18 protein-coding genes are annotated in these 20,362 nt (G+C 64.6%); 6 read left to right on the forward strand and 12 right to left on the reverse strand.

From position 1 onward, the window contains the following. Positions 1-105 precede the first annotated feature (105 nt). The 3 genes from eutC to XH91_RS24140 form a co-directional block, all read right to left on the reverse strand. Positions 106-891 (reverse strand): ethanolamine ammonia-lyase subunit EutC, encoded by a 786-nt coding sequence (gene eutC / locus XH91_RS24130; RefSeq protein WP_128952889.1) that lies wholly within the window; start codon positions 889-891, stop codon positions 106-108. Next, positions 888-2,474 (reverse strand): B12-binding domain-containing radical SAM protein, encoded by a 1,587-nt coding sequence (locus XH91_RS24135; protein WP_128952890.1) that lies wholly within the window; start codon positions 2,472-2,474, stop codon positions 888-890. Before XH91_RS24135 ends, eutC begins: the two co-directional genes overlap by 4 nt. A 174-nt stretch (positions 2,475-2,648) precedes the next feature. Beyond that, positions 2,649-4,031 carry an ethanolamine ammonia-lyase subunit EutB gene (locus XH91_RS24140; protein ID WP_128952891.1) on the reverse strand — a complete coding sequence of 461 codons (1,383 nt, stop codon included), beginning with the start codon at positions 4,029-4,031 and terminating at the stop codon, positions 2,649-2,651. Positions 4,032-4,347: 316 nt separating this feature from the next. On the opposite strand from XH91_RS24140, the gene XH91_RS24145 reads away from it, so the two are divergent. Further along, entirely contained in the window at positions 4,348-6,078 is a 1,731-nt protein-coding gene (locus tag XH91_RS24145) for a methyl-accepting chemotaxis protein (RefSeq protein WP_128952892.1), read from the forward strand. A 21-nt stretch (positions 6,079-6,099) separates the two neighbouring features. On the opposite strand, the gene XH91_RS24150 is transcribed toward XH91_RS24145, so the two are convergent. From XH91_RS24150 to XH91_RS24160, 3 genes are all read right to left on the reverse strand, one after another. Next, positions 6,100-7,581, reverse strand: a complete 1,482-nt coding sequence (locus tag XH91_RS24150) for a hypothetical protein (protein ID WP_128952893.1) — start codon at positions 7,579-7,581, stop codon at positions 6,100-6,102. A 221-nt stretch (positions 7,582-7,802) separates the two neighbouring features. Continuing rightward, positions 7,803-8,819 (reverse strand): zinc-dependent alcohol dehydrogenase family protein, encoded by a 1,017-nt coding sequence (locus XH91_RS24155; protein ID WP_128952894.1) that lies wholly within the window; start codon positions 8,817-8,819, stop codon positions 7,803-7,805. A 2-nt stretch (positions 8,820-8,821) separates the two neighbouring features. Beyond that, entirely contained in the window at positions 8,822-9,232 is a 411-nt protein-coding gene (locus tag XH91_RS24160; protein ID WP_128952895.1) for a (R)-mandelonitrile lyase, read from the reverse strand. A 221-nt stretch (positions 9,233-9,453) separates the two neighbouring features. Between XH91_RS24160 and XH91_RS24165 the strand changes: the two genes are divergently transcribed. Then, positions 9,454-10,362 carry a LysR family transcriptional regulator gene (locus tag XH91_RS24165; RefSeq protein WP_128952896.1) on the forward strand — a complete coding sequence of 303 codons (909 nt, stop codon included), beginning with the start codon at positions 9,454-9,456 and terminating at the stop codon, positions 10,360-10,362. Between the two features lie 168 nt (positions 10,363-10,530). On the opposite strand, the gene XH91_RS24170 is transcribed toward XH91_RS24165, so the two are convergent. The 5 genes from XH91_RS24170 to XH91_RS24190 form a co-directional block, all read right to left on the reverse strand. Beyond that, a complete protein-coding gene (locus tag XH91_RS24170) occupies positions 10,531-11,052 on the reverse strand; it encodes a P-loop nucleotide/nucleoside kinase family protein (RefSeq protein ID WP_128952897.1) in 522 nt (173 codons plus the stop codon). A gap of 436 nt (positions 11,053-11,488) precedes the next feature. Then, positions 11,489-11,980, reverse strand: coding sequence for a septal ring lytic transglycosylase RlpA family protein (locus XH91_RS24175; RefSeq protein ID WP_128952898.1), 492 nt, complete (start codon positions 11,978-11,980; stop codon positions 11,489-11,491). A 352-nt stretch (positions 11,981-12,332) separates the two neighbouring features. After that, positions 12,333-12,908 carry an HdeD family acid-resistance protein gene (locus tag XH91_RS24180; RefSeq protein WP_128952899.1) on the reverse strand — a complete coding sequence of 192 codons (576 nt, stop codon included), beginning with the start codon at positions 12,906-12,908 and terminating at the stop codon, positions 12,333-12,335. Positions 12,909-13,011: 103 nt separating this feature from the next. Further along, the gene (locus XH91_RS24185; protein WP_164934002.1) at positions 13,012-14,535 is read right to left on the reverse strand and encodes an FAD-dependent oxidoreductase; all 1,524 of its coding nucleotides are present in this window, start codon (positions 14,533-14,535) and stop codon (positions 13,012-13,014) included. 66 nt (positions 14,536-14,601) lie between these two features. After that, the gene (locus XH91_RS24190; protein ID WP_128952901.1) at positions 14,602-15,492 is read right to left on the reverse strand and encodes an alpha/beta fold hydrolase; all 891 of its coding nucleotides are present in this window, start codon (positions 15,490-15,492) and stop codon (positions 14,602-14,604) included. 98 nt (positions 15,493-15,590) lie between these two features. Between XH91_RS24190 and XH91_RS24195 the strand changes: the two genes are divergently transcribed. Beyond that, positions 15,591-15,923 (forward strand): hypothetical protein, encoded by a 333-nt coding sequence (locus tag XH91_RS24195; protein WP_128952902.1) that lies wholly within the window; start codon positions 15,591-15,593, stop codon positions 15,921-15,923. A gap of 10 nt (positions 15,924-15,933) precedes the next feature. Here the strand turns inward: XH91_RS24195 and XH91_RS24200 are convergent, their stop codons facing one another. Next, positions 15,934-18,012 carry a putative bifunctional diguanylate cyclase/phosphodiesterase gene (locus tag XH91_RS24200; RefSeq protein ID WP_128952903.1) on the reverse strand — a complete coding sequence of 693 codons (2,079 nt, stop codon included), beginning with the start codon at positions 18,010-18,012 and terminating at the stop codon, positions 15,934-15,936. Positions 18,013-18,480: 468 nt separating this feature from the next. Here XH91_RS24200 and XH91_RS24205 point away from each other — a divergent pair, with 468 nt between their 5' ends. From XH91_RS24205 to XH91_RS24215, 3 genes are all read left to right on the forward strand, one after another. Beyond that, positions 18,481-19,020 carry a sigma-70 family RNA polymerase sigma factor gene (locus XH91_RS24205; protein ID WP_128954978.1) on the forward strand — a complete coding sequence of 180 codons (540 nt, stop codon included), beginning with the start codon at positions 18,481-18,483 and terminating at the stop codon, positions 19,018-19,020. A gap of 15 nt (positions 19,021-19,035) precedes the next feature. Continuing rightward, a complete protein-coding gene (locus tag XH91_RS24210) occupies positions 19,036-19,689 on the forward strand; it encodes a ChrR family anti-sigma-E factor (protein ID WP_128952904.1) in 654 nt (217 codons plus the stop codon). Between the two features lie 68 nt (positions 19,690-19,757). After that, positions 19,758-20,360, forward strand: a complete 603-nt coding sequence (locus XH91_RS24215) for a sigma-70 family RNA polymerase sigma factor (protein ID WP_128952905.1) — start codon at positions 19,758-19,760, stop codon at positions 20,358-20,360. The last annotated feature ends 2 nt before the right edge of the window (positions 20,361-20,362 follow it).

A 20,362-nucleotide genomic window follows, 5' to 3' on the forward strand; every position in this document is an offset into this window, starting at 1 on the left:
CGCGGAAAATCGCCGGCAGCGGTTTAGCAGGTCAAACGCCCTTCTCGCAAGCACGCCGGGGGTCTCCGAATCGATCAAGATGCGGAGATTTTGCCGGAATGCCCGTCATTCTGGCACAGCCGTGCCGATTCGACGCGGGGCGCGGTCGGCACTCTCGTCCTTGAGCGCCACGCCCGTGACCTGGCGCGCCAGCCCCTCGCGAACAAGCCAGGCGATTTTGAAGGCCGCCTCGTCGTAACCCAAGCCGGCCTTGTGAATGTTCGACACGCAATTGCGCTCGGCATCGGTCAGGCCCGGCTTCGGCGCGAAGGTCAGATAGGCCCCGAGGCTGTCGGGCGCCGACAGGCCGGGCCGCTCGCCGATCAGCATCAACACCATGCGCGCGCCGAGAATCGCCCCGATCTCGTCGCCAAGAGCAACTCGCGCGCCTGAGGCCACGACGACGTGACCGAGCGCGACGGCATCCCCCTCGCCAAGCCGCTGCAACAGGCGTTGCAGCAGCCCGGCCGCATGGGCATGGACCGCTGCAGCCGACAAACCATCACCGATGACGATCGCAAGCTGGCCCGGCGCTGCGACAGTCTTCTCCAGCGTTGCGGCAGAGGCGGCATCGAGCTGCCGCCCCAGATCCGGCCGCCGCAGATAATCCGCGCGATCGGCGGCCCGGCTGTGGACCTCAGTGGCGCCGAGGCCGAGCGCCCTCAGCCCGGCAATCAAGCCCGGCGCGTCGAAGGCGGCATGCACGGCATCGCGGGCGCGGGCGTGCGCCAGCGTGAAATCGAGCAGCGGCTTGGTCGGCAGACTCGCGCCGCTGCGCCCGAGCGCGACGCGCGCGGGCGTGAACGATTTGAGGTCGACGATCGGGCGTGCCGGAACGGGCTCGTCGCTCATTCGGCGGGAACGGAGGCTTCGCGCAGCCTGATCGAATAGTTCGAGGCGTTCTGCTTGCCGCTGGTGGCCGCCCGCGCAAAGGTGATGAGATGATGCGCGATCATGGTGCAGCCGATCAGACCCTCGATGTCACCGCGCTTGATGCGTCCGAGCGCAAACTTCCAGAACACGCGCCTGTAGTCGCCGAGCACGCCGACCTTCCAGAAGATGTTGCGCAGCATGACGAGGCCGCGGCGGATGTTGGCCCAGGTCTTCATCTCGTCCGGCACCGGCATCTTGAGGCGATGAGGATAAACCTCGTCGCATTGATACTGGAAGCGCGCATAGACCTTTTCGGGCTCGTAGGCGACGCTCATGGCGTGCTTCCAGGACGCGACAACCTCGTCATAAGGCAGCAGGAAGTCGACATTGGAATCGCGCCCCTCATCGTCGACCAGGCGCCCTTCCCTCTCCAGGCGGTCCCACAGCGGCGTCTTCGGCAGGGCCTGAAGCAGATTGATGGTGAGCAGCGGAATGCGCGATTCCTCGACGAAGGCGAGCAGCGCCTCCGACGTGTTGGGCTTGTCGGTGTCGAGGCCCATGATGATGCCTGAGACCACCTCCATCCCGTAGGAATTGATGGTGCGCACGCCCTCCAGGATCGGGACCATCATGTTGTGGTCCTTGTGCATGGCCTTCAGCGCGTCCGGGTCCGGCGTCTCGATGCCGCAGAAGATGGTGATGAAATAGGCCTCGCGCATCTTCTTGAGGATTTCGGGACGCTTGGCGATGTTGAGCGTCGCCTCGCAGGCAAGCCGCATCACATAGCCGGTCTTCTTTTGCCATTCGATCAGATGCGGCAAGAGATCCAGCGCCGCCTTGCGGTTGCCGATGAAATTGTCGTCGACGAAGTAGACCGTGTCGGTCATGCCGCATTCGCGCAGGCGGTCGAGCTCGGCGATGATCTGCTCCGGCGTCTTGATACGCGGGTTGCGGCCGTAGAGGCCGGGGATGTCGCAGAACTCGCACTCATACGGACAGCCGCTGGAATACTGGATGCTGCCGAGGAAATAGCGCTTCACGTCGGCGAGCTCATAGGCCGGGATCGGAAACTCCGTCATCGGCACGCGATCTTTGGTGGTGAGCACGACCTGCCGTTCGGGGCGCGAGGTGTCGCGCGACAGGATTTCGAGCAGCTGATTGGTCGCGTCGCCGAGCTCGCCGACATGGAGGTAGTCGAACGACGGATAGTAATCCGGACAGGCGCTGACCGAGGGACCGCCGAGCGCGACCGGCAGATCGAATTCATGGGCGCGGCGGCAGATGTCGTTCATCTGCTGGCGCTGGATGTGCATGCCGCTGACGAAGACGGCCTCCGCCCATTCGAACTCTTCCTTCGTGGTGCGGCGGAGGTTCTCGTCGACGAATTTGACCTGCCATTCCCTAGGCAAATAGGCCGCGAGCAGCAGCAGGCCCTGCGGCGGCATGAAGGCGCGGACGCCATCGGTCAGCGGATAAGCGTGCTCGAAGGTGCCGAAGGACGAGGTGTAACGCGGAAAGACGCAGAGAATTTTCCGGCTCGTTCCGTTGCTTTCAGCGCGCATCGAACTTCCCCCAACCACGTTCCACTGATGGTACTGACGAGGTCTCCAGAAACATAGCGTAACGCTGCGACCGGAATTCCTCAATATTGTGGCAGCGAACTAATTCTTGAGACGCACCAAGGGTTTCCCAGGTTCACGCCGGCAGATGGGGTTTTTTCGCCAGGTTTTTTCGCATCACCCGATCAGGCGCGAGGCAAAATCGGGCAAGAGCCCCGCGTCGCCGGCGAGCCGGAAGTCGGCGCCGGCAATGCCTGACAGCACCAGCCAGTCGTCGAACTCGGGCGCGCGGGCCACACCGAAGACGTCGCGGACATAGAGCGCGTCGTGAAAGGAGGTGGACTGGTAGTTCAGCATGACGTCGTCGGCGCCGGGCACCCCCATGATGAAGGTGACGCCGGCCGCGGCGAGCAGCGTCAGGAGATTATCCATGTCGTCCTGGTCCGCCTCGGCATGGTTGGTGTAGCAGATGTCGATGCCGAGCGGCAGGCCGAGCAGCTTGCCGCAGAAATGGTCCTCCAGCCCAGCCCGGATGATCTCCTTGCCGTCATAGAGATATTCCGGGCCGATGAAGCCGACCACGCTGTTGACCAGCAATGGCGCATAGGCGCGGGCCACCGCATAGGCGCGCGCCTCGCAGGTCTGCTGATCAACACCGTGATGGGCGCCCGCCGACAATGCCGAGCCCTGGCCGGTCTCGAAATACATGACGTTGTCGCCGACCGTGCCGCGCTTCTGCGACAGTCCAGCCGCGTGCGCCTCCTTCAGCAGCGCGAGGTCGATACCAAAGCTTCGGTTGGCGGCCTCGGTGCCGGCGACCGACTGGAAGACGAGATCGACCGGCACGCCCTGCCCGATCAGCGACAGCGTCGTTGTGACATGGGTCAGCACGCAGCCCTGTGTCGGGATTTTCAGCCGCGCGATGATCTCGTCCAGCAGCCGCAGCAATTGCCCGATCACAGCCGGATCGTCGCTCGCCGGGTTGATGCCGATGCAGGCGTCGCCGGCTCCCAGCAGCAGACCGTCGAGGATCGAGGCAGTGATGCCCCTGGCATCATCGAAGGGGTGGTTGGGCTGCAGCCGCGTGCTCATCCGCCCCTTCAGGCCGATGGTGTTGCGGAAGGCGGTCGTGACCTCGCATTTCCGCGCCGCCAGGATCAGGTCCTGGTTGCGCATCAGCTTGGAGACCGCAGCGGCCATTTCGGGCGTGATGCCCGGAGCGAGCTTGCGCAAGGTCGCAGGAGTGGCGGCGTCCGAGAGCAGCCAGTCGCGGAATCCACCGACCGTCAGCGAGGAGACCTGCGCGAAGGCGCTGGCATCATGGCTGTCGATGATCAGGCGGGTGACCTCGTCGGCCTCATAGGGGATGACGGCCTCCTGCAAAAACTGCCGGAGAGGGACGTCGGCCAGCGCCATCCGCGCCGCGATCATCTGCTCGGCGCTGGCAGCGGCAATCCCCGCCAGCCGATCGCCGGAGCGTGGCGGCGTCGCCTTGGCGAGGAGGTCGCGCAGGTCGGCAAAGCCATGGGTGGTGGCGTCGATAGTGTGGCGATAGACCAAAGGCCCCTCCGGCTTCGTCGGCCAGTGACCGACTCCCGCGGGTCCGGAAGGCGGCGCTGGCGTCAGGGAATACGCGCTTGGCGGCGTGTGTGCACGCCGATGTTTGGGGCATTCCGTGCGATCCCCGGGACCAACCTGCCGAGGATCGATAGGACGGCACCAACCCCCTGAGACAGCTCGTATTTCCTACGACCTTCGGCGCGCACCCCAGACTTGCGCGTTAACGCCGCGTCCATCTTCATTCTGCATAATTTTGCATCAATTTTATACGACCCGCGCGCGACCGGCCGCTCCTGGCCATTTGGGCCCGAACACCATGCAAATCGACCGATCTGGGAATGCCGCCGCCCTGGCGGGCCGCTTCTCGCTTGCCACCAAGCTCTATGCGATCTTCGCCCTGTTCGCCTTGCTGACCGCGGCGATTGCGATGCTGTCCGACTACAACAGCCGCCGCAGCGCCGAACTGACCAGCGCGATCGAGACGGCGAACGCGGCTGCGCTGAACGTCGAGCGCGTCAACTCGCTGGTCTATGCGGTCGTGATGGAATCGCGCGGCGTCTACATGTCGACGGAACCGAAGGTCGTGAAGAAATTCGGCGACGGGCTGCTGAAGTTCAACGATCAGATCCTGGGCGTGGTCAAAGGCTGGGAGAGCATCGTCAAGGCCGATGACGCCGAGCAGTTCGCCACCTTCAAGAAGCGGATCGAGCAGTTCGTCGAGTTCCGCAAGGAGCTGGTGCGCCGCGGCGTCGAGATCAATGCGGCGGCGGGGCGCGAATGGGGCGACAACGACGCCAACCGCGCCGTGCGCTCGGCGCTGAACAAGGATCTCGAGGCGCTCTCCAAGGTCTATGCCGAGCGCGCCAAGCAGATCGCGCAACAGACCGCGACCAACCGCACGCTGTCCTTCGTCCTGACCTGCCTCGGCGGCGTGGCGCTGGCGCTGGTCGTGATCGGCATCATCATCATCGCCCGCTCGATCGCCCGGCCGCTCGCCGCGATCACCGCGACCATCAAGCAGGTCGCCGACGGTGCCGAGAATGTCGTGGTGCCGCACTCCGGCCGCGCCGACGAGATCGGCGCGCTGGCCCGTGCCATCGAGGTGTTCCAGGACGCGATGGGGCGCAACCGCAACCTTGCCTCGCAGGTCTCGCAGGACTCCGCCGCGCGCGAAGAGCGCGCGCGCCACATCGAGCAATCGGTCGAGGCGTTCCGCGAAGCGATCGGCGCGATTATGCGCGGGCTCAGCGACAGCGCCAGCGCCATGCGCGAGACTGCGCAGACCATCACGCGCGTCACCGCGGACGCGAGCAGCCGCGCCGGCACCGCCGCGAACGCCACCGAGCAGGCCTCGCACAACGTCACCGCGGTCGCAGGCGCCGCCGAGGAACTGTCGGCCTCGGTCGAGGAGATCGGTCGTCAGGTGCGGCAGAGCGCAAGCGCGGTCGAGCAAACCGGCCAGCGCACCGAGAAATCGATCGCGGAGATCGAGAGCCTTGCCGCCGCCACGCAGCGCATCGACGGCGTGCTGACCCTCATTCAGACCATCGCCGAGCAGACCAATCTGCTGGCGCTCAACGCTACCATCGAAGCTGCGCGCGCCGGCGATGCCGGCCGCGGCTTTGCCGTCGTCGCGCACGAAGTGAAGGCGCTGGCGGGACAGACTGCGAAGGCAACCGCCGACATCAGCGAGAACGTCGCGATGATCCAGTCCTCCACCCGCAACGCAGTCGACGCCGTGCGCGAGATCGGCGGCGCGGTGCGCGAGATCAACGAGGTCACCTCGGCGATAGCAGGCGCCGTGGGTCAGCAGGACCAGGCCACGCGCGAGATCTCCTCCAACGCGCAGAGCGCAGCGCAGGGCAACGAGACGCTGGTTGCCAACATCACCTCGCTCCGCGACGCCATCGGCGAGACGGATACGGCGGCATCCTCGGTGCTGTCAGCGGCGAGCGGCCTGACCGCGACCGCGGACACGCTGTCACGCGAGGTGGAGAAGTTCTTCCAGAATCTGCGCGCGGACAACCGCACGGCCAAGGCGGGATGACGGTCCGTCATCGGCAAGACGTCACGGTGGCAGCGACTGATCGACAAATATCCTGACGCGGCCGACATCCTCGACTTCGCGATAGCGGCCGAGCTCGGCCTGCAGCTCCGAATCCGAATTGGCCCAGGCCAGCCAATCGAACGGGAATGAGCTCAACAGATAGGTGTCGACGAGGATGACATCAGGGCGGCCGTTGCGGATGTCCGCCAGTAGATGCCGCCGCTCGAACTGGATGATGCCATCCAGCTTTGCCTGCTCGGCTTTCGTCGGCTGCGCGTCGTTCAGCCGCAGGATCGCGCCGCCGGCCAGGAGTTGCGCGGCGCAGGAGCTGCCCACCCAGGTTCCGCCGATCTGACGGACCAGCGGATGCCCGAGCCCCACATGATCGGTGATGGTGAGCAGCCGCGGATGCTTCGCAAGGGCCTCGATGCGCGCCGCGAGCGGCGGAAACCCCGGAGCCGGTGACGACAAATAGAGCCCGACGAGCGCGATCGCGGCAAGGCCGCCAATCAACACCGGCGGCCGCACGGCCCTGATGCGAACATGCAGCAATGGCGCGGCGACGGCAAACATGCAAAGCGCAAAGGCCATGTATGGCCAGCCCTTGCCTTGAATCATGAACGTCGCGGCCCCGCCGATCGATGCCGCCAGCCATGGCGTTGCGTCGCTCCAGAGCTTGAAGTGCTGCGGCGCAGCCAGGCGCAGGAATGCCAAGGAGGCACCGATCACCACGACCGGAAGAGGAAGCAGGCCGCTCAGCTCCTTCCTGACAGGGAGATAGGCCTCTGCCACCATCGGTGCGTAGGTGGAGAGATAGTCGGGGAAAGCAACAACGACGACCGCGCCGTAGCCGATGACGACGAGCGCGGCGAGGCCCGTTTCGGGCGTGAACAACGGCCTGAGCGAGCGCCGGCGGAGCACATCAAGGATCACCGGAAGGCCAACCACCAGGGCGAAGAAGGGCTTGATGCTCATGGCGAGCCCAGCACCGAGCCCCGCGACGATCGCAGCTCGTCCGACATCGAGACCGCGCCAGCGCAGCGCCGTGACGGCAACAAAGGGGGTCAGCGCGACAACGGCGATGTGCTCACGCTGCCCGAACACGGCACCCGGAAGAATTGCGAGCAGGAGCGCCAGCGACAAGATCGTCACGTTGCGCTCTCTGGCGTCCAGCTTTGCCGTCGCGGCCACGCGATCGATCGTCACAAGCACTGCTGCGATCTCGATGATCACCAGGATGATCACGATGATCTCCGGGGCAAGGCCGGATATTCGCGCAAGCCAGGCCGCCGGCATGTACATGAACAGCGACAGCGGCGGATTCAACTCGAAGACGTCGATGCCGAGCCTTCGGCCGTCCAGGATTTCTTCGTTCGTCGTCAGCAGGCATCCCAGGTCCGGGTTGAGAACGAGAGGGATCTGAACAAGCGCAGCCGTCAAGAGGATCGCAGCTACGATCAGCCATCGCTGCCTGACGCTGAACGTGCTTCCTGACGTCCCCAAGGGCCCGACCTCCTCACTGCTGCGCGGTTCAAACCGTGCGGCGGGACGAACGGTCGAAGGGGAATGATCAGTCCGAGGGATAACGATCAGCCCTACTCTCAGCCAGGAGCGGTTACTATTGTCCTACGCTGGCCACCCTGCCCGGCTGCGCACGGGGATGACCTGGAGCGGGCCGCCGGTTGTGAGCTTGCCAAGCCGCTTTTATCGGCAGCACCCCGCCATCACACGGTTAGCAGCGTCTTGATGGCGCGACGTTCGTCCATCGCCCTGTAGCCTTCGGCGACCCGGTCGATCGGCAGCGTGAGATCGAACACCTTGCCCGGCTGAATCCGCCCGTTGAGCACCCTGTCCATCAGGTCAGGCAGGAACCGCCGCACCGGCGCCGGGCCGCCCATCATGCGCCGCTGACCGAAGAACAACGCCTGGCCATCGAAGGTCACGCCGTGGGGAACGCCGACATAGCCGATCGTGCCGCCGGGGCGCGCGCATGCGAGCGCCTGCGACATCGCTTCCTGCGTTCCGACGCATTCGAGCACCGACTCGGCGCCGACGCCGCGGGTCAACTCCTTGATGCGCGCGATACCGTCTGCGCCGCGCTCGACCACGATATCGGTGGCGCCGAACTCCCGGGCGAGATCCTGCCGGGTCTTGTGGCGGCTCATCGCGATGATGCGCTCGGCGCCCATCTCCCTGGCGGCGAGCACGCCCATGAGGCCGACCGCGCCGTCACCGACCACCACGACGGTGGCGCCCTGCTTCACGTCAGCAGCGTCTGCGGCATACCAGCCGGTGCCGAGCACGTCGGAGGTCGCAAGCAGATGCGGGATAAGGTCGCTTCCCGGCATCTCCCTGGTTGCGACCAGCGTGCCATCGGCGAGCGCAACGCGCGCGTAAGGGGCCTGCGCACCCGACATGAACTCACGCTGCTCGCACGACGACTGGAAGCCGAATTTGCAATGCGGGCAGGTGTTGTCCGACAGGCAGAATGAGCCGACGACGAACTGACCGGGTCTGATGGTCCGCACCGCGCTGCCGACCTCGACGACCACGCCGCAATATTCATGCCCCATATGCGAAGGCCCGTCCTGCGGCTGCAGGCCGCGATACGGCCAGAGGTCGGAGCCGCAGATGCAGGTGGCCGACAGCTTGATGATCGCGTCCGTCGGGTGAATGAGCTTCGGATCGTCGACGCCTTCGTAACGGATATCGCCGGGCCCGTAGAGAACGGTTGCTTTCATGGTCATGCTCCTTTGGCCGGGGCGCCGTACTGCTCGTCCGTCACCCGCTCCATCCATGTGACCGGGTTGCCGTCGAGCGATTCCTGAATCGCGATATGGCTCATGGCTGATGTCGCAGAGGCGCCATGCCAGTGCTTCTCGCCTGATGCGAACGAGACCACGTCGCCCGGACGGATGGTTTCGACCGGTCCGCCCCAACGCTGCACGCGGCCGAGGCCCGAGGTCACGATCAGCGTCTGGCCAAACGGATGGGTGTGCCACACCGTGCGGGCGCCAGGCTCGAAGGTGACGTGATTGCCGGCGACGCGTGAGGGCTCTACCGCTGGAAACAAGGGGTCGATACGAACGGTTCCGGTGAAATAGTCTGCCGGGGCCTGGACTGAGGGTTGCGAGCCTGCTTGGCGAATTTGCATGTGGTGCCTCCTCGAGGTGGTCATTGCTGCCGGTGCTTCAAACCTTGCCCGCGAAGCCGCAGCACAGGGCCCGATCACAAGGCTCGGCTTGCGCATAGGGAAATCCGTGTCGCGCGATGCGCCCAGCGCGTTCACGAACGACATCTAGCGCTCCGGCGGCTTTTCGATTAGCCGTTATAATTTGCTTGCATTAATCGATGCTGGCCATAAATGGTGAGACCATGGCAAGCCAGGACTTCAACGATCTCCTGGCCTTCGTAGCCGTCGCCCGCGAGCGCAGCTTCACGAAGGCCGCGGCGGAGCTGGGCGTCGTCCAGTCGACGCTCAGCCATACGATCAAGCGGCTGGAATCGCAGATGGGGCTGCGGCTGCTCACGCGCACCACGCGCAGCGTCGGGCTGACCGAGGCGGGGGAGCGGCTTCTGCAATCGGTCGCGCCGCGCGTCGAGGAGATCGAGCGGGATATCGACGCGCTGATGTCGCTACGCGACAAGCCGTCGGGCACCATCCGGATCACGCTGTCGGAGCACGCGCTCGAAAAAACGGTCTGGCCAAAGCTGGCGCCGGTCCTGAAGCAATACCCTGATATCAAGGTCGAGTTCAGCCTCGACTCGGCTTTCCGCAACATCGTCGAAGACGGCTTCGATGCAGGCATCCGCCTCGGCGAGAGCGTCGAGAAGGACATGATCGCGGTACGCATCGGTCCTGACTGGCGGCTCGTCGCAGTTGCCTCGCCCGCATATCTGAAAGAGCACCCGAGGCCGAAGCATCCGCAGGACCTCCTGAAGCACATCTGCATCAAGCGGCGCGCGGCGGCCGGCGGTCATTATGTCTGGGAGTTCGCCAAGAACGGTCCCGATCTCCGGGTGCGGGTCGAGGGGCAGCTGACTTTCAACGATTCCCGCGCGATGATCGATGCCGCCGTCAAAGGCTTCGGCATTGCCTATGTTCCCGAAGACATGGTGACGCGGCACGTCCGCTCCGGCGAGCTTGTCATCGTGCTCGACGACTGGTCGCCGGCATTCGACGGCTATTACATCTATTACCCGACCTCGCGGCAGAACTCGGCTGCTTTCAAGGTGATCGTCGACGCACTGCGCCATCATGACGCGCACAGAAAGCGCAGCTAGCTGCGCCCACGCGTACCCCGACGACAAAAAGCCCCGGCGCGCGGGCCGAGGCTTGCGATCCAGCTCGCGTACATCCGGCGAACCAATCGTCGAGGAGAGACTAGTCGCGAATTTTGAACAGATGATGACGGGATGGAGCGCCGGCAAAATGCCGCGCCCGGTGGACCATCATGATTCCATCGCGTTGCGAAGATACAGCTCCACCAACCCGAGCAGATGATCGATCGACTCATGGGCGGTATCGAGCACCAGATGGTCGCGATCCCAGGGTTCGTAGTGCCTGGTGACGATGTCGTGCCAGGTCGGCGGTCTCAGGCCGGGAATATCGGACTTGCGCATCTCCGCCCGCTGCCGGTGCAAAGCCACATCGCTGCAGATCGTTTCGATCTCGGCAATGGGCACTGAGGCCTGCAGTGCCGTCTGTCTCCAGCCGTCGCGGCTGGCCAGAACCGGATTGACGCCATCAGCGACGACCACGCGGCCGAGCTTCAGGTTTTCCGCCGCCAGTGCGTTGGCGATGACGTATCCCATCGGACCGACATCATGGCCCGCACCGCGCAGGGACTGCTCGATTGCATCGACGCGGATATAGCTCGCCGCACACCGCCGCGTCAGTTCGCGTGAGAGTGTGGTTTTCCCGGTGGCGGGAAGACCGCCGAAAACGATGAGGATGGATTGCCGACCTGCCATGCCCCATCATCCATTGGCAAGCGCGGGCTCGCAATGGGCCAGGCAGGGCGTCGGGTCTCAAAGCAGCATGGAGACGATGGCTATCAAGCCGATCGCCGTCAGCCCCCACACCAGTGAATGCAAAGCCCAAGGCCGCATCGTTGCACCTCGTCCGCCTGTCCTGCCGAACGCAGGAAACGCCCTGGCGCGGTGCATCAATTGAGATAGATCAATAGCCCAATACGAGCGCAGACACGGCGACGACGGTGAAAACTCCGGCCGCAATGGTCACCACACGTATGATCAGCTCGCTGCCCATACCCCGAAATTAACATATGATAACGTCGAGAGCGTGTGCAGTTTGTGCCACAACGGCGCTGCTCCAACGCCTCCTCGTTGTCCGTGACCTACCCTATCGGGCCGAAACGTTGTGCCTTGTCTGCTTCGCGGATGCCGCTCAGCCCACCGGCCCCGGTATCCAATCGTCGCCGGACAGCGGCCTGACCGTGACATCGGGAATGACGCCAAGCTCCATGCGCGGATCGAAATGGCGCATCGTCCGCTCGTTGAGATCGATGATGCGGCCAGGCCTGAGCGGCCCGACGTCGTTGATCTTGACGATGACCTTCTTGCCGGCGGCCTCGACGAGCGCGAATTTCGGTCGCACCCCGAATTGGACACCGCCAAATTTCTGTCGCAGGCTCGTCTTGATCGCAGCCGTCCACACCTCGGGATCGTAACGCTCGCCGGAGGCCGTTTTCGGACCGCCTTCCTCCTTGCCGGGCTTGAACGGATTATACGTCGACGCTGCGCCAACGATCGCATCGCCGCAGGCGGCATCGACGACGGCGCTTGAATGATCCCCACTTGTTTCACTACGGGCAACGGTCACAGAAACGACAAGCGCAACCAGGGCGCCGCAAATTGCGGCGCTCGAGCGGAACACCATTACATCTCCTTTGATTTTTCGTGCGGTTCCCGATGCCGCAGAACGTGGCCAAGCGAACGCGTCAGCGTTTTCAGGCTTGCGCCAGTCTCTTGCGAATTCGCGCCAACCCCTGGCCGCGGAACCGTTGCGAGAACCTGATCGGTCCCCGCGCGTCTTCGTTGCCGCTGTCTAAAACAGGGAATGAGTCAGCAACATGACCTCTGGACTCGCGGGTCTTGATCCCCGGAGTCTTACGCGCGGCGCGCTGAGGCCATCACCCGCGAAACCCGTAATGGCACGGGAGTTCCGAGCATCAGTTCCTAGTGGATGGCGGCGATGCCGGGCAGGAGCCGCGACATCACCGGCACGCTCTTCAGCTTCGCCGCTTCAAGGCAAAGCCCAGGCTCACCCAGCCGGCGCCCGCCATGATCAGATCGATGCCGAGGAACAGGCCGAGGATGTAGACGCTGTTGACCGGCCAGCGTGCCATGATCAAGAGACCGAGCAGCAGCGTGATGGCACCCGACAGCGCGACCCACACCCACGGACTCTCGCGCTTCATGCTGAAGGCGAGAAACAGCCTGACGGCGCCGGAGGCGATCAGCGATATGCCGAGAAACAGCGTCAACAAGACTGCCGCGAACACCGGATTGTCGAACGTGAGGATGCCGGCGATGACGTAGAGCACGCCGAGCAGCGCCCAGATCAGGAACTTGCCCCAACTCTTCATCTGGAAGGCGCCGATAATCTCGGCGGCACCGGCGACGATCATCATTGCACCGACCACGAGGACGCTCGCCACCGTCGCCATCACGACGCTGCCGAGCGCGACGAAGCCGGCGATGAGGTAGACGACGCCGAGGGCGACGATCCAGCCCCATTTGGCATGCAGTGCCGCGATGCCGGAGCCGAGGCCGAGATGGGGAGAGGTATCCGAAGCAGACGTCATGACGCACCTCCTGCATGTGACGCCCCAGAGCACATCTCAGGATAGCACAGTGCCGGGACCACAGCCAGCAGATCAGCCCGGCGGCCGCCAGCGTTGATACAGATCAAGCGCGCGACCGCTCCATCTCGAGCTCGGCCTTGAGATTATCGAGATCGCGATAAATTGAGGCAACCGCGAGCACCCGGCCGTCCTTGCGGTACTTCAGCAGGCAATCGCGGTCTTTGATGCTGCCGTCGATAGCAATGTCGTCAAAGCTCTCGGCGTGGCCGACATAATTGATCGGCACGTCGTAGTGCTGGCTCCAGAAGAACGGCACGGCGTCGAAGCGCTCGCGCCTCCCGAGCATGTTGCGCGCCGCGGTCTGGCCTTGCCGCTCCGCCACCACCCAATGCTCGACGCGGATGGTCTGGCGCGAATGCGGATCGGGCCAGCGCGCGATATCGCCGGCCGCGAAGATGCCGGCGACGCTGGTCTCCAGATATTCGCTCACGCTGACGCCGCGATCGACGGCAAGCCCGGCCTGCTCCGCCAGCGCCAGACGTGGCTTGACGCCGATGCCTGCTACCACGAGGTCGGCCTCGATGACAGCGCCGCTCTTCAGCGCCGCACTGATCCCGTCGAGCCTCTCCACGGTATCCTTCAGATGAAAATTGACGCCGTTTTCTTCATGCAGCGCACGAATGAAGTCACCCATCTCGGGGCCGAGCACCTTCTGCATCGGCCGCTCCTCGGGCGCGACCACGTGGACCTCGATCTTGCGCGCCCGCAAGGAGGCCGCGACCTCGAGCCCGATGAAGCTGGCGCCGATCACCAGCGCGCGCTTGGCGCTGGCTGATTCCTTGATGATGGCGCGGCTGTCGGCGACGGAGCGCAAGGTGTGGACATGCGGCTGGTCGGCACCTGATATCTGGAGCTTGACCGGCTCGGCGCCGGTTGCGAGCAGCAGCCGGTCGAACGGCAGCTTGTCGCCATTACCGAGCGTGACGCTGCGCGTCTTCGGATCGATCGCCGCAACGTTCGTGTTCAGCCTGAGATCGATGCCGGCGTCCCGGTAATAGTCCTCGCCCCGCAGCGGCAGCCAGTCTTCCGGCGCGTTACCGGCGAGATAGTCCTTCGAGAGATTGGGCCGGTCGACCGGCATCGCATCGTCATTGCTGAGCATGGTGACGGCGCCGGCAAAGCCCTCGCGGCGAAGCGTCTCAGCCGCGGCGAAGCCGGCCGCACCGCCACCGACGATGACGACTTTTTCCGCTGCCGGCGCGCTGCGACGAGCCGTCAACGGCTTGGGCGCCTCGCGCTTGCGCGCGACGGTGATCCTGTCCCGATCGCGCGTGACGTCCCACACAGCCAGCGCATTCAGCGCCGGCGGCCGCGTGGCTTCGCCCGTGCGCAAGGCAAAGCAGGCGTGATGCCACGGACAGCGGATGGTGTCGCCAACCACGAGGCCTTCGGCGAGCGGACCGTGGTAGTGGCTGCACAGCGGCTCGATCGCAAAAATCTCACTGCCGGCCTGCACCAGCAGGACGTCCTCCTCACCGACATGGCCGAGTAATTTTCCGTCCTTGAACTCGGAGAGCGAAACGCCCTTGCTCAGATCGGGGCCGCTCGGCCTTTTGTCCTCGGTCATGGTCATCTCCCTGGCAGCTCAGGATTGGACGACGGCGACCGCGAAAAGTTCCTTCGATCGTGAAAATCAGGATGCCGCCTTCCGCACGTCCAGCACGGCCTGCGCCCATTCGGCCGGCCGTTCCTGCGGCAGATTGTGGCCGGCACCGACGAAGACGCGCCGTTCGAAGAAGCCCTCGAACTTCTTCGCGTGATGCGCGGTGCCCGGATTGACGCCGTCGCTGTCGCCGTCGATTGCAATCGTGGGGACGCGAACCTGGGGCTGCGCGGCGAGCTTCGCTTCGATCCCGGCATAGGCGGGATCGCCTTCCACCAGCCCATAGCGGTGGCGATAGGAATGGATCACGATTTCGACGAAGTCGGGATTGTCGAACGACACCGCGCTTCTGTCGAAGGTCGCGTCGTCGAATTGCCACGTCGGCGACCACATCGTCCAGAGTTGGCGGGCAAAGCCGCGCCGGTTGCGCTCCAGCGCGCGGCGGCCGCGCTCGTTGTGAAAGAGATATTGATACCACAGCGCCGCCTCCTCCGGCGGCGAAGCCGGCTCCATCGCGCGCGCGATATTCTGGATGTTGTAGGAATTGCCGGAGACGAGCCCGGCGACGCGCTCGGGGTGCAGCACCGAGACCACACAGGCAGCGCGCCCGCCCCAATCATAGCCGCCGACGACGGCGCGTTCGATCTTGAGTGCGTCCATGAAGGCCAGCAGATCGGCGCCCAGCGCCGCCTGCTCGCCGGAACGCCGTGTCTGCGCCGAGCGGAACCGCGTCGGCCCGTAGCCGCGCAGCCACGGCACCAGCACCCGGGCGCCGGCTTGCGCGATGATCGGCGCCGCCTTGGCATAGGCGTTAACGTCATAGGGAAAGCCGTGGCCCATGACGCAGGGCCAGCCATCGGGTGCGCCGTAGTCGAGATAGGCAATCTCCAGGATTTCAGTCGTGACGGATTTGTATTGCATGCTGTGCACTCGACCTGACGCCAGAGCCTAATTCGCACTCGCCGGTGATCCAACCCCTTTTGCGCACCGTTCCTGCCACATCACAATCGAGGTGCAGCATGGTCTACGTTTCCATGACCGGCTTCCGCCCGCGCGGTATCGCGCAGTTGCCGCGATTCTGGTGGCGAACTGTCCAGTCGCTGGCGCAGGCGCGCCGTGCAGCCGGAGTTGTCGCAGTCGAAGCGAAGATCGTCGGCGGAACGTATCACACGCTGACGGCATGGTCCGATCTCGTCAGCATGCGCAGCTTCGTTGCGAGCGGCGCGCACCTCAAGGCCATGAAGAATTTCCGGAAGCTCGGGACCGGCAAAATCTTCGGCTACGCGCCCGATCAGCTTCCGGATTGGGACACCGTCTACGAGCTCTGGAAGAGGCATGGCCGAGAGGTTTGACCGGCCGTCCTCAGGCGGCCTCCACCGTCGGCGCCTTGCGGGTATCGGACGCGGGTTGATTTGATGCCTTGGCGTCATCGATCATGCGATTCACGATCTCGACCGGCATCGGTCGACCGAACAGATAGCCTTGGACGCTGTTGCAGCCCTCCTCCCGCAGGAAGTCGAGATGGCGCGTGGTCTCGACGCCCTCGGCCAGCACGGGAATGTTGAGGCTGCGGCCAAGCAGGAGCGTCGCCTTGACGATCGCAGCCGCGTGCGCGCTGGTCTCGACCGCCTGAATGAAGCTCTTGTCGACCTTGATCTTGTCGAACGGAAACGCCTGCAGCGTCGAGAGCGACGAATAGCCGGTACCGAAATCGTCCATGGCGACGGTGACGCCGGTCGCCTTCAGCGCCAGCACGACGTGGAGCGCGTGCTGTCGGTCGGCGATGATGCCGGTCTCAGTCAGCTCGATCTCGAGCCGCGCGGGTGCCAATCCGGTCTGCTTCAGAATCTCGGCTACGCGCCGGGGCAGATCGTGATTGAGCTGCATCGGCGCGACGTTCACGGCGACCTTGAACGGGAGGCGCCACTGCGCGGCGGTGGTGCAGGCCGTTCGCAGCACCCAGTCGCCGATCTCGACGATCAAGCCGGTCTCTTCGGCGATCGGGATGAAAGCGTCGGGAGGAATGCGCCCCTTCTGCGGATGATTCCAGCGGATGAGCGCCTCGAAGCCGACTATGTCGCCTGTACTGGTATCGTTCTGCACCTGATAGTGCAGCTCGAGCTCGTTGCCGGCGAGCGCGCGCTTGAGGTCGATCGCAAGCTCCGCGCGGACGCGGTTCGCCTCGTCCATCGAAGGCTCATAGGTACAGATCTTGCCGCGGCCGAGGCTCTTGGCGCGATACATCGCAAGATCGGCGCGCTGGGTAAGACAATCCGCCGCCTGACCGTGCTCGGGGTATAGCGCTACGCCGATGCTGCACCCCACCGCAAGGCTCTGGTGCTGCCATTCGACCGGATCGAGCACGACTTTGCGCAGCCGCTCGGCGAATTTGAGCGCCTCGCCGCGCGCAAATATCTCGCTCTTGACGGCCACGAACTCGTCGCCGCCGATCCGTGCGAGAAATTCTCCGGGCTGCAATTCCGCGGAGATGCGCTGCGCCACCTGCCGCAGCAGATGGTCGCCGGCGACATGGCCATGGACATCGTTGATATCCTTGAAGCGATCGAGATCGATCGCCAACACGACCACGCGTGCGGTATCGTCGCCGCGTCCTGCAAGCAGATCCTGCAGTAGCTGAGCCAAGCCGTTGCGGTTCGGCAGCCCCGTCAAGGGATCATGCATCGCCTGATGCTTGTAGCTTTCCGTTGCCTCGTTCGCCGCCTGCAGATCGATCGCATAGGCCGAAGCCGCCATCGCCATCATCAGGCTGATGCCTACGATGACGCTGGTGATCATGAACGTATCTGACAATGCCTGCGGCGGCACCACCACGTCGGACACCGGATACAAGGTCACGGCAGCCATGCCCGTGAAATGCAAGGATACGATCGCCAGGATCATGGCGAGCGCGCCGCCATATTTGCAGAAGCGCGTGATCGGCCGCGCAATGCGGTTGGCGGCCACCGCGCCGAAGCCAGCGGCGAACGTGACCGAAAGCGCAACGAGCGGATAATTCCAGCTGACTTCGCCGGCGACTTCGAACGCAGCCATGCCGGCGTAATGCATTGCCGCGATACCGAGGCCGAAGACCGCGCCGCCCCCCTCGATCGCCGGACCTAGCCGGGTGCGGGTGGTGATGTAGAAGCCGCCCCAGGCGAAGACGACGGCGATCATCAGCGAGGCGAAGGTCAGCCCGGGCTCGAAGGCACGCGCAACCGGCGCATTGTAGCCGAGCATCGCAGCAAAATGCGTCGTCCACACCGTGCCGCCGGCAACGAGGCCGGACAGGAAAAGCAGGTTGAAGCGCCTGGCGCCGCCGTTGCGCCGGACCCGTGCGAGCAGCCGCATCGACAGGAGCGACCCCAATACGCAGACGAGCGCCGCGACCACGACAAAGCGCAGGTCGTGCTGGCCGGACAGACAGGTCAGGGCTTGCCACATGCGAATTTTTTCTCCCGGAAGCAGATACGGAGCGGGGTCGCAATCGGATCAGGGCGGGTTCGGGAAGGGTTAGCGGCGTCTAAACAGGCCGCCCCTGATCGAGACGGCACGGCAAAGCAGCCATGCCGAGGCTTAAGCGCCGGTATAGGAAGATGAAATCGGAACGACCCACCGGTCTGCACGATGAACAAACGGTTCGTGAGTGCCGCAGCTTTGCCGTGAGCGGGAACCTTGGCCGATAGCCGGCTTGCCGCGCCTGAGCTGGACCCGTAAAACAACCGGGTTCCTGGAGTGATCCGGATGGCCGCGCCCGCCGTTATGATGGGACATGTCATCAGAGGCTCCATGACGACCGCTCTTCGCCCTGTGAGCAGGCCCTTGTGGCGTAGCACCGCTGCGGCGGCTCCCCGGTGGGATCGGCCGCGAGGATTTTCAGGCGAAAGGCCCAATGAAAGGCCCAAGGCGACCGTGGAATGGGCTGAATTGATCGGACGCGTCGCGGCCCATGGCGATCGGGACGCGTTCAAGCTTTTGTTTGAGCATTTTGCTCCGCGCGTGAAGGGATTCCTGGTCAAGACCGGGATGAACGCCGACGCCGCGGAGGAGATCGCGCAGATGACCCTGCTGACGGTTTGGCGGAAGGCGGCCCGGTTCGACCCGTCGTCCGCAGGTGCAGCTGCGTGGATCTTCACGATCGCGCGCAATCTGCGCATCGATTCCGCCAGGGCTGCGGCACGGCTGGCCAAGGCTGCGGCGAATGCAGAACGCGATGAAACGCCTGAGGTCGTGGACTCGCCCGAGACCGTGATGACCCGGCGCGACGACGTATCGCGCGTATCGGCAGCGCTCCGGCAATTATCAGACGAGCAATCCACGGTGATCCGGCTGTCGTTTATCGAGGAGCAGCCGCATAGCGAGATCGCGGAAAAGCTCGGTATCCCGCTCGGGACGGTTAAGTCTCGCATCAGGCTCGCCATGGCACGGCTCAGAGACCTCTTGGACGATTGATCTTGGACGATTGACATGACCATCAACCATCATCCCCCTGAAGATCTGCTGGCGGATTTTGCCGCAGGCCGGCTCGACGAAGCCGACCGTCTCGTCATCGGCGTCCATGCTGCGCAATGCCAACGCTGCCGGCGTTTCATCGCGGCGATCGAGCAGCTCGCGGGGGCCGCGATCGAGCAGGCTGCTCCGGTCGCCATGGCGGACGACGCGTTCGCGACGATCATGGCTGCGATCGACGAGCCGGAGACGACATCAGCGCAGGCACCGGCCTCTTCGCGGCCGGTGCCGCTGCTTGACGACGATTTGCCCGAGCTGCTGCGCAACTGCCGGTTCGCCAAGAGCCGCCGCGTGGCGCCGGGCGTCAAGCTGCAACCGATCGTCCTGCCGGGCGCGGACACCTCGCGCGCGTTCCTGCTGTGGTCGGCTCCGGGAACGCGCATGCTGGAGCATTCGCATACCGGAACCGAGCTGACCCTGGTGCTCAAAGGCAGCTTCAGCCACCAAGGCGGCGACTACCGGCCGGGCGATTTCGACTTCGGCGACGGCGAGGTCGATCACCAGCCGATCGTCGGCAGCGACATGCCGTGCCTGTGCCTCGTGGCCATGCGCGGGGATTTGCAGATGCACGGCTGGCTGGGCCGGTTGATCTCGCCCTTCGTGCGGCTTTGAGCGCCCTGATGTGATCCAGGCGCGCCGCGCCGTCGTTCTCCTGGCAGGCAACGCTGGAGGACGAGGGAATGAGCTGCAGCAGACTGACGGCACGGGACCCGATGATCGAGCGTTTGAGCGATCTTCTCGCCCGCGTCGGACGCGGCGATCAGCGGGCCTTCACCGAGCTCTTCGCCGCGACGCGCAACAAGCTGCGCAAGACCGCGCGCCCGATCGCCCCGTCCGATGCGGACCTCGACGATCTGCTCCAGGATGCGTATCTGAAGATCTGGAAGCATGCAGCTCACTTCGATCCGCTCCGTTCGTCGCCGATCACCTGGATGTGCGCGATCATGCGCAACACCGCGATCGACGCTGTCAGGCTCAAGCAGGTGCCGACGGCGGAACTCGATGAAGCGCTGGCAGTGCCCGACACCGCCGTGACCGAAGACGCATTCGATTACGACCTGGTCCAGCCGATCGCGGCCCGCGCCATCCAGCGGCTTCCTGATCAACGCCGGCAGTTGCTGTCGCAGGCCTATCTCGAAGGTGAAAGCCGCTTGATGCTGGCGCAGCGCTTCGGCGTGCCGGTCGGCACGATCAAGACCTGGCTGCGGCGGACAGTCGTCTCGCTGCGCGAGGAATGCCTGGCTTGCGCGCCGGGCGTGGTGGCAACGCAACCGCATCCGTGAGC

The sequence above is a fragment of the Bradyrhizobium guangzhouense genome, from assembly GCF_004114955.1.
In the GTDB taxonomy this organism is placed as follows: domain Bacteria; phylum Pseudomonadota; class Alphaproteobacteria; order Rhizobiales; family Xanthobacteraceae; genus Bradyrhizobium; species Bradyrhizobium guangzhouense.

What these genes read in the sequence shown, in the direction of transcription:
- eutC (WP_128952889.1), bottom strand. Translation starts at nt 891, where the DNA reads ATGAGCGACGAGCCCGTTCCGGCACGCCCGATCGTCGACCTCAAATCG.
- XH91_RS24135 (WP_128952890.1), bottom strand. Translation starts at nt 2,474, where the DNA reads ATGCGCGCTGAAAGCAACGGAACGAGCCGGAAAATTCTCTGCGTCTTT.
- XH91_RS24145 (WP_128952892.1), top strand. Translation starts at nt 4,348, where the DNA reads ATGCAAATCGACCGATCTGGGAATGCCGCCGCCCTGGCGGGCCGCTTC.
- XH91_RS24155 (WP_128952894.1), bottom strand. Translation starts at nt 8,819, where the DNA reads ATGAAAGCAACCGTTCTCTACGGGCCCGGCGATATCCGTTACGAAGGC.
- XH91_RS24160 (WP_128952895.1), bottom strand. Translation starts at nt 9,232, where the DNA reads ATGCAAATTCGCCAAGCAGGCTCGCAACCCTCAGTCCAGGCCCCGGCA.
- XH91_RS24165 (WP_128952896.1), top strand. Translation starts at nt 9,454, where the DNA reads ATGGCAAGCCAGGACTTCAACGATCTCCTGGCCTTCGTAGCCGTCGCC.
- XH91_RS24170 (WP_128952897.1), bottom strand. Translation starts at nt 11,052, where the DNA reads ATGGCAGGTCGGCAATCCATCCTCATCGTTTTCGGCGGTCTTCCCGCC.
- XH91_RS24175 (WP_128952898.1), bottom strand. Translation starts at nt 11,980, where the DNA reads ATGGTGTTCCGCTCGAGCGCCGCAATTTGCGGCGCCCTGGTTGCGCTT.
- XH91_RS24180 (WP_128952899.1), bottom strand. Translation starts at nt 12,908, where the DNA reads ATGACGTCTGCTTCGGATACCTCTCCCCATCTCGGCCTCGGCTCCGGC.
- XH91_RS24185 (WP_164934002.1), bottom strand. Translation starts at nt 14,535, where the DNA reads ATGACCGAGGACAAAAGGCCGAGCGGCCCCGATCTGAGCAAGGGCGTT.
- XH91_RS24190 (WP_128952901.1), bottom strand. Translation starts at nt 15,492, where the DNA reads ATGCAATACAAATCCGTCACGACTGAAATCCTGGAGATTGCCTATCTC.
- XH91_RS24195 (WP_128952902.1), top strand. Translation starts at nt 15,591, where the DNA reads ATGGTCTACGTTTCCATGACCGGCTTCCGCCCGCGCGGTATCGCGCAG.
- XH91_RS24200 (WP_128952903.1), bottom strand. Translation starts at nt 18,012, where the DNA reads ATGTGGCAAGCCCTGACCTGTCTGTCCGGCCAGCACGACCTGCGCTTT.
- XH91_RS24210 (WP_128952904.1), top strand. Translation starts at nt 19,036, where the DNA reads ATGACCATCAACCATCATCCCCCTGAAGATCTGCTGGCGGATTTTGCC.
- XH91_RS24215 (WP_128952905.1), top strand. Translation starts at nt 19,758, where the DNA reads ATGAGCTGCAGCAGACTGACGGCACGGGACCCGATGATCGAGCGTTTG.